The organism is Nocardioides marmorisolisilvae, from assembly GCF_031656915.1.
Taxonomy (GTDB): domain Bacteria; phylum Actinomycetota; class Actinomycetes; order Propionibacteriales; family Nocardioidaceae; genus Marmoricola; species Marmoricola terrisoli.
The window spans coordinates 3,248,973-3,264,836 of the sequence record NZ_CP134227.1 but is presented as its reverse complement, the minus strand read 5'-3'; the positions used below and the strand labels follow the sequence as shown (position 1 = coordinate 3,264,836).

15 protein-coding genes are annotated in these 15,864 nt (G+C 69.9%); 9 read left to right on the top strand and 6 right to left on the bottom strand.

What is annotated here, in order from left to right; genetic code table 11:
- Positions 1-97: 97 nt before the first annotated feature.
- The 3 genes from Q9R13_RS15590 to Q9R13_RS15580 are packed head-to-tail and all read left to right on the top strand — an operon-like array spanning position 98 to position 3,272.
- Entirely contained in the window at positions 98-934 is an 837-nt protein-coding gene (locus Q9R13_RS15590; protein WP_310962092.1) for an IclR family transcriptional regulator, read from the top strand.
- Positions 935-988: 54 nt separating this feature from the next.
- Entirely contained in the window at positions 989-2,287 is a 1,299-nt protein-coding gene (locus Q9R13_RS15585) for a glucarate dehydratase family protein (protein ID WP_310962091.1), read from the top strand.
- Between the two features lie 7 nt (positions 2,288-2,294).
- Positions 2,295-3,272, top strand: coding sequence for a 2-hydroxyacid dehydrogenase (locus Q9R13_RS15580; RefSeq protein WP_310962090.1), 978 nt, complete (start codon positions 2,295-2,297; stop codon positions 3,270-3,272).
- 6 nt (positions 3,273-3,278) lie between these two features.
- Here the strand turns inward: Q9R13_RS15580 and Q9R13_RS15575 are convergent, their stop codons facing one another.
- From Q9R13_RS15575 to Q9R13_RS15550, 6 genes are all read right to left on the bottom strand, one after another.
- Positions 3,279-4,016 carry a sulfite exporter TauE/SafE family protein gene (locus tag Q9R13_RS15575; protein WP_310962089.1) on the bottom strand — a complete coding sequence of 246 codons (738 nt, stop codon included), beginning with the start codon at positions 4,014-4,016 and terminating at the stop codon, positions 3,279-3,281.
- Positions 4,013-5,023 (bottom strand): ABC transporter ATP-binding protein, encoded by a 1,011-nt coding sequence (locus tag Q9R13_RS15570; RefSeq protein ID WP_310962088.1) that lies wholly within the window; start codon positions 5,021-5,023, stop codon positions 4,013-4,015. Before Q9R13_RS15570 ends, Q9R13_RS15575 begins: the two co-directional genes overlap by 4 nt.
- The gene (locus Q9R13_RS15565) at positions 5,020-6,039 is read right to left on the bottom strand and encodes an ABC transporter ATP-binding protein (RefSeq protein ID WP_310962087.1); all 1,020 of its coding nucleotides are present in this window, start codon (positions 6,037-6,039) and stop codon (positions 5,020-5,022) included. Before Q9R13_RS15565 ends, Q9R13_RS15570 begins: the two co-directional genes overlap by 4 nt.
- On the bottom strand, positions 6,036-7,034 hold the full coding sequence (locus Q9R13_RS15560; RefSeq protein ID WP_310962086.1) for an ABC transporter permease: 999 nt from the start codon (positions 7,032-7,034) through the stop codon (positions 6,036-6,038). Before Q9R13_RS15560 ends, Q9R13_RS15565 begins: the two co-directional genes overlap by 4 nt.
- Before the next feature lie 9 nt (positions 7,035-7,043).
- Positions 7,044-7,973 (bottom strand): ABC transporter permease, encoded by a 930-nt coding sequence (locus Q9R13_RS15555; protein WP_310962085.1) that lies wholly within the window; start codon positions 7,971-7,973, stop codon positions 7,044-7,046.
- A 93-nt stretch (positions 7,974-8,066) separates the two neighbouring features.
- A complete protein-coding gene (locus Q9R13_RS15550; protein WP_310962084.1) occupies positions 8,067-9,548 on the bottom strand; it encodes an ABC transporter substrate-binding protein in 1,482 nt (493 codons plus the stop codon).
- A gap of 350 nt (positions 9,549-9,898) precedes the next feature.
- Between Q9R13_RS15550 and kdgD the strand changes: the two genes are divergently transcribed.
- The 6 genes from kdgD to Q9R13_RS15520 are packed head-to-tail and all read left to right on the top strand — an operon-like array spanning position 9,899 to position 15,859.
- On the top strand, positions 9,899-10,813 hold the full coding sequence (kdgD, locus tag Q9R13_RS15545; RefSeq protein WP_310962083.1) for a 5-dehydro-4-deoxyglucarate dehydratase: 915 nt from the start codon (positions 9,899-9,901) through the stop codon (positions 10,811-10,813).
- Positions 10,814-10,815: 2 nt separating this feature from the next.
- Positions 10,816-12,408 carry an aldehyde dehydrogenase (NADP(+)) gene (locus tag Q9R13_RS15540; protein ID WP_310962082.1) on the top strand — a complete coding sequence of 531 codons (1,593 nt, stop codon included), beginning with the start codon at positions 10,816-10,818 and terminating at the stop codon, positions 12,406-12,408.
- Entirely contained in the window at positions 12,401-13,747 is a 1,347-nt protein-coding gene (locus Q9R13_RS15535) for an enolase C-terminal domain-like protein (protein ID WP_310962081.1), read from the top strand. The genes Q9R13_RS15540 and Q9R13_RS15535 overlap by 8 nt, the downstream gene beginning before the upstream one ends.
- Complete coding sequence (locus Q9R13_RS15530; RefSeq protein ID WP_310962080.1) at positions 13,744-14,694, top strand: 2-hydroxyacid dehydrogenase; 951 nt, start codon at positions 13,744-13,746, stop codon at positions 14,692-14,694. The genes Q9R13_RS15535 and Q9R13_RS15530 overlap by 4 nt, the downstream gene beginning before the upstream one ends.
- Entirely contained in the window at positions 14,691-15,083 is a 393-nt protein-coding gene (locus Q9R13_RS15525; RefSeq protein WP_310962079.1) for a universal stress protein, read from the top strand. The genes Q9R13_RS15530 and Q9R13_RS15525 overlap by 4 nt, the downstream gene beginning before the upstream one ends.
- Entirely contained in the window at positions 15,080-15,859 is a 780-nt protein-coding gene (locus Q9R13_RS15520; protein ID WP_310962078.1) for a sulfite exporter TauE/SafE family protein, read from the top strand. Before Q9R13_RS15525 ends, Q9R13_RS15520 begins: the two co-directional genes overlap by 4 nt.
- Positions 15,860-15,864 lie beyond the last annotated feature (5 nt).

The window sequence follows — 15,864 nt, the reverse complement described above, 5'->3', positions numbered from 1 at the left end:
AAAGGAGATGCCCACAAACGCGCTTGATGTATACATATGTGAACCGGTTGCTTCATAGGCGACTATGCTGCGACCCAGGCCTTCGAACGGAGTCAAGATGACCACGCCCCCCAGCATCGACGCGGCAGCTCGCGACGCGTCCCCGAACGGTGGTCCGGGTGTTCGCGAGGTGAAGTCCGCGGCCAGGACCGTCGAAATCCTCGAGTTCCTCGCGGCGCGGCAGAACAAGCCGGTGCGTCTGCGTGAGCTCAGCGAAGCCCTTGGCGTCCCCCGCAGCAGCCTGCACGCGCTGCTGCGCACGCTGGTGACCTATGGCTGGGTGCGCGCGGACACGTCCGGCACGCTCTACGGCATCGGCATCCGGGCGCTGCTCGCCGGTACGACGTACCTCGACACCGACCCCTACCTGCCGCTGGTCACGCCCTTCCTCGACGAGCTGCGCGAGCAGACCGACGAGACCTTCCACCTCGGCCGCATCGACGGCGAGGACGTGGTCTATCTCGCCACTCGCGAGTCCAGCCAGTACCTCCGCCCCTACAGCCGGGTCGGGCGCCGCCTGCCGGCGTACTCCACCTCGCTCGGCAAGGCGATCCTGGCGGCGCAACCGCGCGAGGAGATCCAGCAGCACCTGCCGCAGACGCTGACGCCGCTGACCCCGCACACCTTCGTCGAGGCGGACGCCCTCGACAAGGAGCTCGACGCGACCCGGGAGCGTGGATACGCGATCGACAACGAGGAGAACACCCTCGGCCTGCGCTGCTTCGCGATCGCGCTGGAGTACGCCCACCCCGCGACGGACGCGATCAGCGCATCGATCCCGATCGCTCGACTCTCGCCCGAGCGCGAGGCCGAGATCATCGCCCTGCTGCGGTCCGCCAGCGACAAGATCGCCCGGGTGGTGGCGCCGATGCAGAGCCGCATCGCCTGGAGCTGATGTCTTCATGGGCGACACTTGTCCACACACGTAGACAGGTGGCATGATGGCGACGTGGATGTCCCCCGTACGCCGCCCCCGCCCGCCGACCACCGGATCACCGCCGTCCGGGTGACCCCGGTGGCCTTCCGCGACAAGCCGCTGCTGAACACGGTCGGCGTGCACGAGCCGTACGCGCTGCGCGCGGTCATCGAGGTGGTCACCGAGGACGGCACCTACGGCCTGGGCGAGTCCTACGGCGACCTCCCGCACCTGCAGCGGCTCAGCCGCGCCGCCGATCTGATCGTCGGGCTCAGCGTCTTCGACCTCAACGCGATGCTGCGCGCGGTGACCCGGTCGCTCGCTGCCGACGACGGTCTCGGTGGGCACGGCATGGGCGGCATGGTGATGACCTCGTCCACCGCCGACCGGGTGCTCTCGCCGTTCGAGGTCGCCGCGCTCGACGTCCAGGGCAAGCTGATCGGGGTTCCCGTCAGCGAGTTGCTCGGGGGTGCGGTGCGCGATCGGGTCGAGTACTCCGCCTACCTGTTCTACAAGTGGGCCGGCCACCCCGGCGCCGCGGACGACGACTGGGGCGCCGCCCTGGATCCGGACGGGATCGTCGCCCAGGCGCGTCGGATCATCGACGAGTTCGGGTTCTCCGCGATCAAGCTCAAGGGCGGGGTCTTCCATCCCGAGGAGGAGGTCGCGGCGATCAAGGCCCTGCGCGCGGAGTTCCCCGAGCACCCGCTCCGTCTTGATCCCAACACCGCCTGGACCGTGCCGACCTCCATCGGCGTCGGCCGAGACCTCGACGGCATCGTGGAGTACCTCGAGGACCCCACCCTGGGCATCGAGGGCATGGCGGCGGTCGCGCGCGAGGTGAGCATGCCGCTGGCGACCAACATGGCCGTCGTCAGCTTCGACCACCTGCCCCCTGCGGTCGCCCAGGACGCCGTCCAGGTGGTGCTGTCCGACCACCACTTCTGGGGCGGACTGCGCCGTTCGCAGACGCTCGGATCGATCTGCCAGACCTGGGGCATCGGACTGTCGATGCACTCCAACAGCCATCTGGGCGTCAGCCTCGCGGCGATGACGCACTTGGCCGCGGCGACGCCCAACCTCGACTACGCGTGCGACACCCACTGGCCGTGGAAGGACGCTGAGGACGACGTCGTCGTTCCGGGGGCACTGGTGTTCAAGGACGGTGCGGTCGAGGTGCCGACCACCCCCGGGCTCGGGGTCGAGCTCGACCGCGACCGGCTGGCCCGCCTGCACGAGCAGTACCAGAGGTGCGACGTACGCACCCGTGACGACACCGGGTACATGCGGCGGTTCGAGCCCGACTTCGATCCCTCGCCGCAGCGGTGGTGAGGGCGCGATGACCGGGTTGGAGGTCCTCGTCACCGAACCCATCATGGCCCGCTTCGCCGAGGTGCTCACCCGAGGAGGCTCGAGCCCGCACCGTTGGACCTTCGCCTTCGGCGACGACCCTGCGCTCGCGGCGGCGGCACCGAGCGCGGACGTCCTGGTCTGCTCGTCCGTCTCCCCTGCCCTGCTGTCCACCATGCCGGCCCTGCGGCTGCTGCACGTCACCGGCGCGGGCCTCGACAAGATCCCGCTCGACATCCTCCCGAGCGACGTCCGGGTGGCCAACACGTTCCACCACGGGCGTTCGATCGCCGAGCACGTGCTGATGGTCTCGACGATGCTGCTGCGAGGAGTGCTTCGCTCCGAGCACGACATGCGCGCCGGCGTGTGGCGCAACCTGATGGTCACCCCCGACTTCCCCTTCGGCCGGGTGCTCGCGGACCTCACCCTCGGTGTGGTCGGCTTCGGTGAGATCGGCACAAGCGTCGCCAGGATGGGCTTGGCCCTCGGCATGGACGTGCGCGCCGTACGTCGCGACACCACCGCGCCGGTGCCGGCCGGGCTGGAGGGCGTCCGGATCGGGGACGACCTCGATGCGCTGCTGGAGTCCTCCGACGTCGTCGTGCTGACCGTCCCACTCAACGACGCCACCCTCGGGTTGATCGATGGTGCTGCGCTGGCCCGGATGCGGCCGACCGCGATCCTGGTCAACGTGAGCCGCGGTGGGGTCGTCGACGAGCAGGCACTGCACGATGCGCTCACCGATCGCGCCATCGCGGGTGCAGCCCTGGACGTGTGGTGGCGAAACCCACGCGACCCGGACCGGCCGCCGCCGTCGCACCTGGACTTCGCCGGCTTCGACAACGTGGTGCTGACCCCGCACCAGTCCGGGCACACCGAGGAGGTCTTCGCCGGACGCGCCCGCGACATCACGGACAACGTCGACGCCCTCGCCGAGGGCCGTCCGTTGCGCAACCGCGTCCGCTGAGCGGCGCTACCCGAGCAGACCGGCCAACTGCTGGCCGATCAGGATGACCGCGCCGAAGCAGGACACCACGATGACCGTACGACGAAGCCTGCGCGGATCCAGGAACCGGTTGATGTAGCGCGAGGCCCAGAAGCCCAGGATCGGCATCGGCAGCAGCAGCACGGCCACCCGGAAGGTCTCGCCGCTGACCGCACCGGATGCCAACAGCACCGTGATCGAGAGCATCCCGCCGATCAGGCCGAAGGAGTTCATCGACCCACGCAGGCCCGGGCCGGACTTGCCCTGCCACACCAGCGCCATCGGCGGGCCGCCGATCGAGGTCGCCGTACCGAGCAGGCCGGAGGTCGCGCCGGCCAGCACCAGCGTGGGTCGGGCCGGTTGCGGGGCCCAGCCGAGGGTGGCGAGCACGACGCCCAGCAGGACCACGGCCGCGAGCAGCAGGGCGAGTCCCCGCTCGGGAAGCACCGCGACCAGCACTGCGCCGGCGACAGTTCCCGGCACCCGCCCGGCGATGGCCCAGCCGGTGCCGCCGATGTCGACGTGCCGCCGCTCGGTCAGCACCGTCATCGACGTCACCACCAGGGCGAGGAACAGCAACGTCGCCGGGATCAGGCTGGGGTCGACGATGGCCACCACCGGGGCCGCGAGCATGCCCATCCCGAAACCGATCGAGGCCTGAAGTGCAGCCGCCACGAGGACGACGAGGGCGATGACGAGGAATCCGAGCGGGGTCAGCCCGCTCACGACGCCACGGTCGCGGGTTGGTCAGTGAGCGGGTGGAAGCACTCGGCCTCGTGGGTGGGGTCGAGCGGGTCGGGCGCGACCGGCGGGATCGTGGTCGCGCACTCCTCGGTCGCCCGCCAGCAGCGGGTCCGGAAGCGGCATCCCGACGGCGGGTTCAACGGTGAGGGGATCTCGCCCTCGAGGATGATCTGGTTGCGCTGCTTCGCACGGTCGAGTGACGGGGCCGCCGACATCAACGCGCTGGTGTAGGGGTGGACCGGACGGTCGAAGGTCGGCTCGGTGGTGCCGCGCTCGACCACCCGCCCCAGATACATCACCACGACCCGGTCTGCCACGTGGCGCACCACCGAGAGGTCGTGGGAGATGAACAGGTAGGCGACGCCGAGCTCCTTCTGCAGGTCGTTGAGCAGGTTCAGCACCTGCGCCTGCACCGAGAGGTCGAGCGCCGAGACCGGCTCGTCGCACACGATCAGGTCGGGGTTCAGGGCGAGCGCACGCGCGATGCCGAGGCGCTGTCGCTGACCACCGGAGAACTCCTGGGGGTACTTCGCGGCATCGCTGGGGCGAAGCCCGACGAGGTGCAGGAGCTCGCGGACGCGGGCGGCCCGGTCGCGTGAGGTCTTGTACATCCCGCGGTGTGTGCGCCACGGCTCGGAGACGATGTCACCCGCCGACATCCGGGCGTTCAGCGAGGCGAACGGGTCCTGGAAGACCATCTGGACCCGCCGCCGGAAGTCGAGCATCTCCTTGCCGCTCAGCGAGAGCGGGTCGACCCCGTCGAACCGGATCGAGCCGCCGTCGGGACGTTCGAGCATCAGCAGCGTCCGGGCCAGGGTCGACTTGCCACACCCCGACTCGCCGACCAGTCCGAGCGTCTCTCCGCGGCCGAGCTGGAGGCTGACGCCGTCGAGCGCTCGGAGCTGACGAGTCTTCCCACCATGCCTGACGGGGAACACCTTGCTGAGATCGCGTACCTCGAGCAACGGCTCCTGGGAGGCGCTGGTCATGAGTTCACCTCCTCGGAGAAGTGGCAGGCGGACACGTGGTCGCGGGCCACCTGCAACAGTGGCGGCCGCGCCGTACGACAGAGATCGCGAACGAGCGGGCAGCGGTCCTGGTACACGCAGGCCTCCGGGATCGAGTGCAGCTCAGGTGGTGAGCCACCGATGGACTTCAGGTCTGCCCCGCGCTCGGCCGCCACCGGCACGGACTCGAGGAGGCCCTTGGTGTAGGGGTGTTTCGGCGAGGTGAACACCTCCGCGACCGGGCCCGACTCCACCACGTTGCCGGCGTACATCACCGCCACGCGGTCGGCCTGCTCGGCCACCAGGGCGAGGTCGTGGGTGATCAGCACGACCGCCATGTCTCGCTCGGCCCGGAGATCTCGCAGCAGCTTCATGATCTGCGCCTGGACCGTCACGTCGAGCGCCGTCGTCGGCTCGTCGGCCAGCAGCACCGCCGGCGAGAGCGCCACCGCGATGGCGATCAGCAGTCGTTGCCGCATGCCGCCGGAGAACTGGTGCGGGTAGGCGTCCACCCGGGTCTCAGGCTCGGGGATGCCGACCCTGGTCATCAGCTCGATCGCGGCCCGTCGCGCCTCCTTCTTCGACAGCCCACGGTGGATGCGGAAGGGCTCGGCGAGTTGCGTGCCGACGGTGTAGACCGGGTTGAGCGCGGTCAGCGCGTCCTGGAAGACGATGGCGAGCTCGGGACCAGCCAGATCACGGCGCTTCTTCCCGCGGAGCCCGATGAGGTCGGTGCCGTTGAGACGTACGGCGCCGCCTGCGATGTCGGTCACCGGGTCCAGGAGCCCCACCACGGCGGTCGCCGTGAGCGACTTGCCACAGCCGGACTCACCGAGCAGCGCGAGGGTCTCGCCACGGCGGGCCACGAACGAGACCTCGTTCACCGCACGGACCGTGCCGAACGGCGTCCGGATGTCGACGCTGAGGCCCTCGACGTCCAGGGCCACCTCCCCGTTCGGGGCGGGTGCCACGTCAAGGCCTGCTGAGGTCGCGGTCACAGCACTTCTCCTTCGGCTATCGGGGCCCGCCGCAACCGGCGGCGGCCGGCACGTCGCGGCAGGGTCAGTCGCCAGCGCTGCGCCGGATCCGTCGCGATCCGGACCCACGAGGCCAACACGGTCGAGGCGACCGCGGTGATGACGATGGCCAGGCCGGGGAAGAACGACAGCCACCACGACGTCTGCAGGTAGTCCCGGCCCTGGGAGACCATCAGGCCCCAGCTCACGCCCGGCGGCTGGATCCCGATGCCCAGGAAGCTGAGCGACGACTCGGCCAGCATCACGTAGCAGAAGTCGAGCGTCGCCACCGTGAGCAGGGTCGGAAGCACGATCGGGAAGACATGGCGCCGGATGATCGAGGTGGGCCTGGTGCCGAACGTCCGCGCCGCATCCACGAAGGTGCGGCTCTGCAGCTCGGCGGACTCCGCCCGCGCGGTCCTCAGGTAGATCGGGATCCGCGTGATGGCCAGGACCAGCACGATCATGCTGGCGCTCGGGGAGAACACGTAGAGCACGACCACGGCCATCAACAGCGACGGGAAGCTCATGATCACGTCGGCGACCCTCATCGCGAGGGTCTCCCGCCAGCCGCGGTGGTAGCCGGCCCACATCCCGATCAACGAACCGACGACCAGCGAGATCAGCACAGCAGGCACGGCGACCAGAAGGGTGGTGCGACCGCCGATCACCATCCGGGCGACCATGCTCCGGCCGAGCGTGTCGCTGCCCAGCACGTACAACCAGCCGTGGTCGAGCGAGAACGGGCCGACCGCGCCCCTGGACAGGTTCTGGTCGTTGGCCGAACCGCCGATCAGCAGCGATCCGACCACGGTGGCCAGCACGATCAGGGTGAGCACTCCGAGCGCTACGGTCGCCATCTTGTCCCTCAGGAGGAGACGCCACATCCCGAGCTTGGCGCTGCGCGGGTCGGCTCCCTCGGGCGGGTCCAGGGGCCCGTCCGCGGTGGACTCCATCGGGTCGATCAGTGAGGTCATGTCCGTCTCCTAGGCCTTGACCGTCTCGCGGACGCGCGCGTCGAGCAGTGCGTAGCCGAGGTCGATGAGGATGTTCAGCACGAAGATCGACAGCGCGGTGAGCAGGACGCAGGCCTGCAGGACCGCGAAGTCCCGGCCGACGATCGAGTCGATCATCAGCTTGCCGATGCCCGGCCAGCCGAAGATGGTCTCGACCACGACGGCGCCGTTGACCAGACCGACCGCCAGGTCACCGGCGACGGTCAGCGCGGGAGCGGCGGCGTTGCGCAACGCGTGGTGGGTCACCAGTCGGACGTCGGTGGCGCCCTTGCTGCGGGCCAGCCGGACGTACGGCGCCGACAGTGCCGAGACCATCGCGCCGCGGACGACCTGGGTGAGCACGCCCACCGGCCTCACGGCCAGGGTCGCCACCGGCAGCACCCACGACAGCAACCCGTTGTCCACGCCGGAGGTGGGCAGCACGCCCAGGATGACTGCGAAGATCCAGACCCCCATGATCGCGAACCAGAAGTCCGGGACGCTGCCCGCGGTCATCGACAGCACCGACGAGATCCCGTCTGCCAGCGAGTTCGGTCGGTACGCCGCCCAGCTACCGAGCACCACCGCGATCACGATCGAGAGCACCATGGTGGCAACAGCCAGCTGGAGGGTGTTGGGGAAGGCGCGCAGCGCCATCGATGCGGCCGTCTCGCCGGTGCGCAGGGAGGTGCCGAAGTCGAGGTGCGGGATGCCCTTGAGGTAGTCCAGGAGCTGCTGCCAGATCGGGTTGTTGAAGCCGTGGGTGGCGGCGAAGACGTGGCGCTGCTCGGGCGTGGCCGACTCAGGCAGGTAGAGCGACGTCGGGTTGCCGGTCAGCCGGGCCAGCACGAAGACGCCGATCAGGACGAACAGCAAGGGCAGCAGACTCGTCAGCGTCCGCCTGCGAAGGAATAGGAGCATCAGACGTCCTCATGGATCGACGGGGTTGATCAAAGCACGGGGGACGAAGGGGTGGTAGGGCGGCCGGCCGGCCTGCGGCCGGCCGCCCGCCACTCACTTCGCAGGGGACATCGCCGCGAGGTGCATCTCGTTCTCGGTGTTCACGTCCGGCTGGTAGTGCACGTCCTTCGCGATCGCCATCATGCCGGTCATGTGCGCGATGTAGGCGAACTGGTTGACGTGAGTCGGCTCGTAGGCGAAGACCTTCTCGAACGCCTGCTGCCGGGCCGGGCCCGACTTGGCCTCGGCCGACTTGATCAGCTTGTCCAGGGCGGGGGTCCCGAACGCGCTCTGGAAACCGTCGCTCAGCATGTACTGGTCGACGCTGAATGCCGCGTCACCGGCCTGGTTGCCGTGCTGGATCACCAGCAGGTACGGGCCTATCCCCTTCGGGAACGGACGCTGCTGAAGCTCGTTCGAGCGCGTGGTGTCGACCATCTGGATCTTGACGTTCAGACCGACGTTGCTCAGCTCCTTCTGCACGACCTGGACGATCTCGGCGATCTTGGGGAACTGGGCGGTGCGGGCGTACAGCGTGATCGGCGTCGTGACCGGCACTCCGGCTGCCTTCGCCTGGCCGATGAGCTGCTTGGCCTTCGCCACATCGGTCGGCCAGGGCTTGATCGTGTCGTTGTAACCGGTGATCCCCTTGGGGACCAGCTGTGCCGCGACCGTCGACTCGCTGTTGAACAGGGACTTCACGATCCCGTTGCGGTCGATCGCATAGTTGATGGCCTCCCGGACCCGGATGTCGTTCAGCGGGGCGATGTACCCCTGCGAGCGCAGCGCCACGGTCTGGTCGTCGGGGAACTGGACCGCGAGGTCGCCGGCACCGTCGTCGGGACCGATCTGGGTGGCGATGTCAGCCTCACCGTCCTTGACCATCGCCGCCCGCACTGTCCCTTCGGAGCGCCACACGTAGGTCGCCGTCTTGTAGGCCGGCGCCGGACCCCAGTAGTCCGGGTTGGCCTCGAGGGTCAGCTTCTGACCGGCATCCCAGCTCTTGATCTTGTAGGGGCCGGTGCCGACCGGCTCGCGGACCTTCGCGGTGTCGCTCGTGGAGGTCGGCACGATCTCGACGAACGAGAGCCGCAGCGGCAGGATCGGGTCGGGCTTGGCCGTCGAGACCGTGAGGGTGTTGGCGTCGACCGCCTTCACCTGCACCTTCTCGTCACCGAAGACGTAGCCGTCAACGAAGCAGCCGAGCTTGGTGTTGTTCACCGTGCGGTCGATGGAGTACGCGGCGTCCTTCGCGTCGAAGGTGGAGCCGTCGCTGAACTTCACACCCTTGCGCATCGTGAAGGTGTAGGTGGTCGGCGAGGTCTTCTTCCACGCCGTGGCCAGCAGCGGGCTGAGCTTGCCGTTGGACAGGTCGAGCTCCATCAGCGGCTGGGTGATGTTGGAGCGCTCGACCACGCCGTCGCCGGTGTTGGAGGAGTCGCACGGCTCCAGGGTCGGCGGCTCGTTCTGCAGCACGATCCGCACGTTGTCGGCCGAGCTGCTGGACCCCGAGCTGACGCCGCAGGCGGATCCCACGGTGCAGATGCCCAGGGCTAGGGCGGTCAGGACGATGCTCCGACGACGGCGGGATCGGACCGGCCGACGAGATGGGGCTTGGGACATGACTTCCTCCGGTGCTAGCGAGCTCGGGCGGGGAGGTGACCGGCTCTGGCGGGCTGACCTGGGTACGGCGCCCGGGCAGCCCGGGGGTCGGCGCTGTGGCGACGGGCACAGATCATGCGGGTGACGATACACATATGTAGATGATGTTCCAATAGGTAGCCGCAATCTGTTAGCGTGAATTCTGATGACGCGGAGGCACCCGCTTCCCAGGGCACCACATCCGCTCGAAATCCCGGCCCTCGACGAACCTCCTGGAGATCCTGATGACCCGTTACTCGCCCATCGAACTGCGCACAGCCCTGGGCGCCGGCCTGGTGTCGTTCCCCGTCACCCACGCCACCGCCGACTACGGGTTCGACGAGTCGGGCTACCGCGAGCACCTGCAGTTCCTCGGCCAGTACGGCGTCGCCGGCCTGTTCGCGCCGGGCGGGACGGGTGAGTTCTTCTCGCTGACGGCCGACGAGGTGTCCCGAGTGCTGCGCGCGACGATCGAGGAGACCGCGGGACGGCTCCCGGTGATGGGCTCGGCTGGCTACGGCACCGCCACCGCCATCGAGATGGCCCAACAGGCCGAGGCGGACGGCGCCGACGGCATCCTGCTGCTGCCGCCCTACCTGACCGAGGGCACCGCCGAGGGCCTGTACACCCACGTGGCACGGGTGTGCGCGGCGACGTCGGTCGGAGTGGTCGTCTACCACCGGGCGAACGGGCGCTACAACGCCGAGACGATCGGTCGCCTGGTCGACGAGTTCCCGAACTTCATCGGGTTCAAGGACGGCATCTGCGACATCGACCTGATGGCGACGCTCTACTCCCAGTACGCCGACCGGCTCGTGCTGATCGGCGGGCTGCCCACCGCCGAGACCTACGCCCTGCCCTACATGGAGCTGGGTGCCTCCACCTACTCCTCGGCGATCTTCAACTTCGCCCCGCAGTGGGCGCTGGACTTCTACGCCGCCGCACGCGCCCAGGACCGGGCAGCGGTCTATGAGAAGGTGCGCGACTTCCTGGTCCCCTACATCGCCATCCGCGACCGGCAGCCCGGCTACGGCGTGTCGATCGTCAAGGCGGGGCTGACCGCCGCGGGCCGGCCCGCGGGCCCGGTCCGTCCCCCGCTGAGCGACCTCACCACCCCTGAGCTCGCCGAGCTCACCGACCTGGTCAAGAAGGTGATCTGAGAATGACGGCACCCTCGCTCACTGGAGCGATGTTCATCGGCGCGGACCGCGTGCACGGGACTGAGGGCAGCGTCAACGGCGTCGACCCGCGCACCGGCGAACGACTCGAGCCGGCGTACGGACAGGCCGGGCTCGCCCAGGTGCAGCAGGCTGCCCGGCTGGCGGGCGCGGCCCACCCCGTCTACCGCGAGACCGATCCGCAGCAGCGGGCCGCGTTCCTGGAGCGGATCGCCGAGAACATCGACGCCCTCGGCGACACGCTGGTGGACCGCGTGCAGCAGGAGACCGGGATCGTCGAGCCGCGGGTGCGCGGTGAGATGGCTCGCACCATCAACCAGCTGCGCCTCTTCGCGAAGCTGGTCCGCGACGGCAGTTGGGTGGGTGCCCGCATCGACCCAGCCCTGCCCGACCGCACCCCGCTGCCGCGGCCGGACATCCGCCAGCGCAAGGTGCCGGTCGGTCCGGTGGCGGTCTTCGGTGCGAGCAACTTCCCGCTCGCGTTCTCGGTGGCCGGCGGCGACACCGCCTCGGCCCTCGCGGCCGGTTGCCCGGTCGTGGTCAAGGCGCACAACGCCCACCCCGGCGTCTCCGAGCTGGTGGCCGGAGCCATCGCCGACGCAGTCGCGCAGAGCGACCTCCCGCAAGGCGTGTTCTCGATGGTCTTCGGGGGCGGGGCCGATGCCGGCATCGCCCTGGTGAGCGACCCGCACATCAAGGCGGTCGGGTTCACCGGGTCCCGACAGGCGGGTCTTGCGCTGATGGCCGCGGCCGCCGCCCGCCCGGTGCCGATCCCGGTGTACGCCGAGATGTCGAGCATCAACCCCGTCTTCCTGATGCCCGGAGCCCTGGCGGCGGACGCCGAGGGCCTGGGCAGGGCGTACGTCGCGTCCCTGACCGTAGGCGTCGGCCAACTGTGCACCAATCCCGGCCTCGTCTTCGGGGTCGACGGCCCGGACCTCGACGCGTTCGTCAGGTCTGCCGGCGCCGCGGTCGTCGAGAGCGCGGCCCTGCCGATGCTCAACCCGGCCATCCAGCAGGCCTATGTCGAGGGCGTCGCCCGGTTGCAGTCCCTGGGCACGGTCTCCGAGGTGGGAGCCGGCCAGCAGGACGGAACCCTCGCCGCGGCCGGGCAAGCGCACGTCTTCGAGACCTCGGGGGCGGACTTCGCGGCCGAGCCGGCCATGCGCGAGGAGGTCTTCGGTGCGTCCTCTCTCGTCGTCCGGCTGCGCGACGCGGCTGCCTTCGCCGATGCGGCCGGCAGCCTCGAGGGTCAACTGACCGCGACCGTGCACGCCGTCGAGAGCGACCACCCGGCTGCCGCCGCGCTGGTCCCCGTGCTCGAGGACAAGGTCGGCCGGGTCATCTTCAACGGCTGGCCGACCGGCGTCGAAGTCAGCCACGCGATGGTGCACGGCGGACCGTTCCCGGCGACGGCCGACGGGCGGAGCACCTCGGTCGGCACGTTGGCGATCGAGCGCTTTGTCCGTCCGGTCGCCTACCAGGACGTTCCGACCGGACTGTTGCCGGCGGCGGTCGCTCCTGGCAACCCCCTCGAGCTATGGCGCCTGGTGGACGGTGAGCTCACCCGTGAGTGAGGTCCGGGGGCCGGTGGTCACCCGCGTCCGGGTGGTGCCGGTCGCGGGCCACGACAGCATGCTGCTCAACCTCAGCGGCGCCCACGGCCCCTTCTTCACCCGCAACATCGTGCTGGTGAGCGACTCCGAGGGCCGTGTCGGGGTCGGGGAGGTGCCCGGCGGAGAGGCGATCCGGCGCACCCTGGAGGAGTCGGCGTCCGAGGTGGTCGGCGCGCGAGTCGCGACGTACCGCAGCGTGCTGCGCGCGGTGTCCGCCGCCTTCGCCGGACGTGACGCCGGCGGCCGTGGGCTGCAGACCTTCGACCTGCGGACCACGGTGCACGTGGTCACCGCGCTCGAGTCCGCCCTGCTCGACCTGCACGGTCAGGCGCTCGGGGTGCCGGTCGCCGAGCTGCTCGGTGAGGGCCAGCAGCGGGACCGGGTCCGCGCCCTCGGCTACCTCTTCTTCGTCGGTGACCAGGAACGCACCGGCCTGCCCTACCTCAGCGAGCCGGAAGGCGCTGACGCGTGGACCCGGATCCGCCACCAGGAGGCGATGACCCCGGACTCGGTGGTCGCGCTGGCGGAGGCCGCACAAGCGCGCTACGGCTTCAGCGACTTCAAGCTCAAGGGCGGCGTGCTGCCTGGCGAGCAGGAGGTCGCCACCGTCAAGGCCCTCGCCGAACGCTTCCCGGAGGCCCGGATCACCCTCGACCCCAACGGTGGCTGGCTGCTCGACGACGCGATCCGGTACGGCCGGGCGATGCGCGACGTCGTCGCATACGCCGAGGACCCCTGCGGCGCCGAGGCCGGCTTCTCCGGTCGCGAGGTGATGGCCGAGTTCAAGCGCGCCACCGGACTGACCACCGCCACCAACATGATCGCCACCGACTGGCGAGAGCTGGGGCACGCGGTGCGGTCGGGCGCGGTGGACATCCCCCTTGCCGACCCGCACTTCTGGACGATGGCGGGCTCGGTCCGCGTCGCCCAGCTCTGCCAGGCCTGGGGCCTCACCTGGGGTTCGCACTCCAACAACCACTTCGACGTCTCGCTGGCGATGTTCACCCACGTTGCGGCCGCCGCCCCCGGCGAGATCGCACCGATCGACACCCACTGGATCTGGCAGGACGGCCAGCGGATCACCCGTCACCCCCTGACGATCACCGATGGCTGCCTCACCGTCCCCTCGGCGCCCGGGCTGGGCGTCGAGATCGACGAGGACCGGCTCCAGGCCGCCCACGAGCTCTACCTCACCCAGGGCCTCGGCGCCCGGGACGACGCGCTCGCCATGCAGTACCTCATCCCCGGCTGGACCTTCGACCCGAAGCGGCCGGCCCTCGACAGAGAGGCAACCTCATGAAACGCGTGCTCCAGGTCGGGCCGCTCAAGCCGTCGCTCGCCCAGACGCTGGCGACGACGTACGACGCGCTGGTGCTCCCTGAGGGCAGCGAGCGTGGCTCCTTCCTCGCCGAGCATGGCGCAGCCGTCACGGTCGCGGTCACCTCGGGACGCACCGGCGTCGGCACCGACCTGATGCGTGCGCTGCCGTCGCTCGGCGCCGTGGTCAACTTCGGGGTCGGCTACGACACCACCGACATCGCGCAGGCCGTCGAGCGCGGGATCCTGGTGTCCAACACCCCGGACGTGCTCACCGACTGCGTCGCCGACACGGCCCTCGGCCTGACCCTGGACGTGCTCCGCGGACTCAGCGCGGCCGACCGCTACGTCCGACGGGGCGCATGGCCGACCGAAGGCAATTTCCCGCTGATGCACCGGGTGTCCGGCAAGCGGGTCGGCATCCTCGGCCTGGGCCGGATCGGCCGTGCCATCGCTACCCGGTTCGAGGCGTTCGGCTGTCCGATCAGCTATCACCAGCGCACCGAGCTCTCCGGCAGCAACTACGGCTATCACCCGACCGCGACATCCCTCGCCGCTGCCGTCGAGATCCTCGTCGTCGCCACTGCCGGAGGCGCCGGCACCCGTGGCCTGGTCGACCGTGACGCCCTGGTTGCGCTGGGTCCCGAGGGCTACCTGATCAACATCGCACGCGGAAGCGTCGTCGACGAGGACGCGCTGGTCGACCTGCTCGTGGAAGGTCGTCTCGCCGGCGCCGGGCTGGACGTGTTCGCCGCCGAACCGAAGGTTCCCGAGGCTCTCCTCGGCTTGGACAACGTGGTGCTGCTGCCCCACGTCGGCAGTGGCACCGTCGAGACCCGAGCGGCCATGGAACAGCTGACCCTGGACAACCTGGCCAGCTACCTGGCAGCCGGCAGAGTGCTGACGCCTGTTCCCGAGGTCGTGCGATGACCGTCTGCGTGGGCTATCTCCCGACCTCGGAGGGGCGCGCCGCACTCGGCCACGCCATCCGCGAGTGCACCATCCGCAAGACCGACCTCACGCTGGTCGTCACGACGTCGGTCGAGGGCACCGCCGAGTTCGCCGCCGACCTCGCGCTCGCGCAGGCTTCGATCGGCCACCCCGTCGTGTCCGTGCGTGGCGTCGACTCCGACTTCGACGCGGCCACCGAGCTCATCGACCTTTCCTACGAGGAGTCCACCGACCTGCTGGTGATCGGCCTACGCCGCCGCTCCCCGGTGGGCAAGCTCGTGATGGGGTCCACCTCGCAGCGCATCCTGCTCAGCGCACACTGCCCCGTGACCGCTGTGAAGGCACCCGTCCAGCCTGCAGAGAAGTGAGCCACGCCGAGGCCCTGCTCCTCGTGGTCGCGGGCCTCGGCGCCGGCCTGACCGGATCGGTGGCCGGGCTGTCGTCACTGGTCAGCTATCCGGCACTGCTGCTCATCGGCCTCTCCCCGTTGCACGCCAACGTCACCAACACCGTCGCCCTGGTCGCCAACTCGGCCGGTGCCGCGCTCGGCTCCCGCCGCGAGCTTGCCGGGCAGTGGCGGCGGTTGCGCTGGTTGATGCTCCAGTGCGGTCTCGGTGGCGCCCTGGGCGCGGCATTGCTGCTCACCACGGACGAGTCCACCTTCACCGCGATCGTCCCCTGGCTGGTCGCGCTCGGTGCCCTGCTGCTGTTGATGAGGGACCAGATCCGCCGGTGGTCGCAACGCCGCCGTCGCGCCGCCGCTCTCGGCGCGGAGCAACTGCCGGCCGTGACCACGTCGTGGCGCGGCCACCTCTTGATCGTCGTGGTCGGCGTGTACGGCGGCTACTTCGGCGCCGGGTCGGGGATCATCCTGCTGGCGGTGCTCGCCCTGCGCACGAGCGAACCGTTCGCGATCACCAACGCAGTGAAGAACGTCGCCACCAGCACCGCCAACGTGGTGGCCGCGGTTGCCTACATGCTCCTCGCGCCGGTCGCCTGGCCGCCGGCAATCGCGCTGGCGACCGGTGGGGTGATCGGCAGCTGGCTCGGGCCCCAATTGGTCCGGGTGCTCCCCGAACGGCCGCTCCGCTGGGCCATCGGCGCGGCCGGACTGGGCCTCTCGGCGTACCTCCTGGTGGGCTGAGTAGT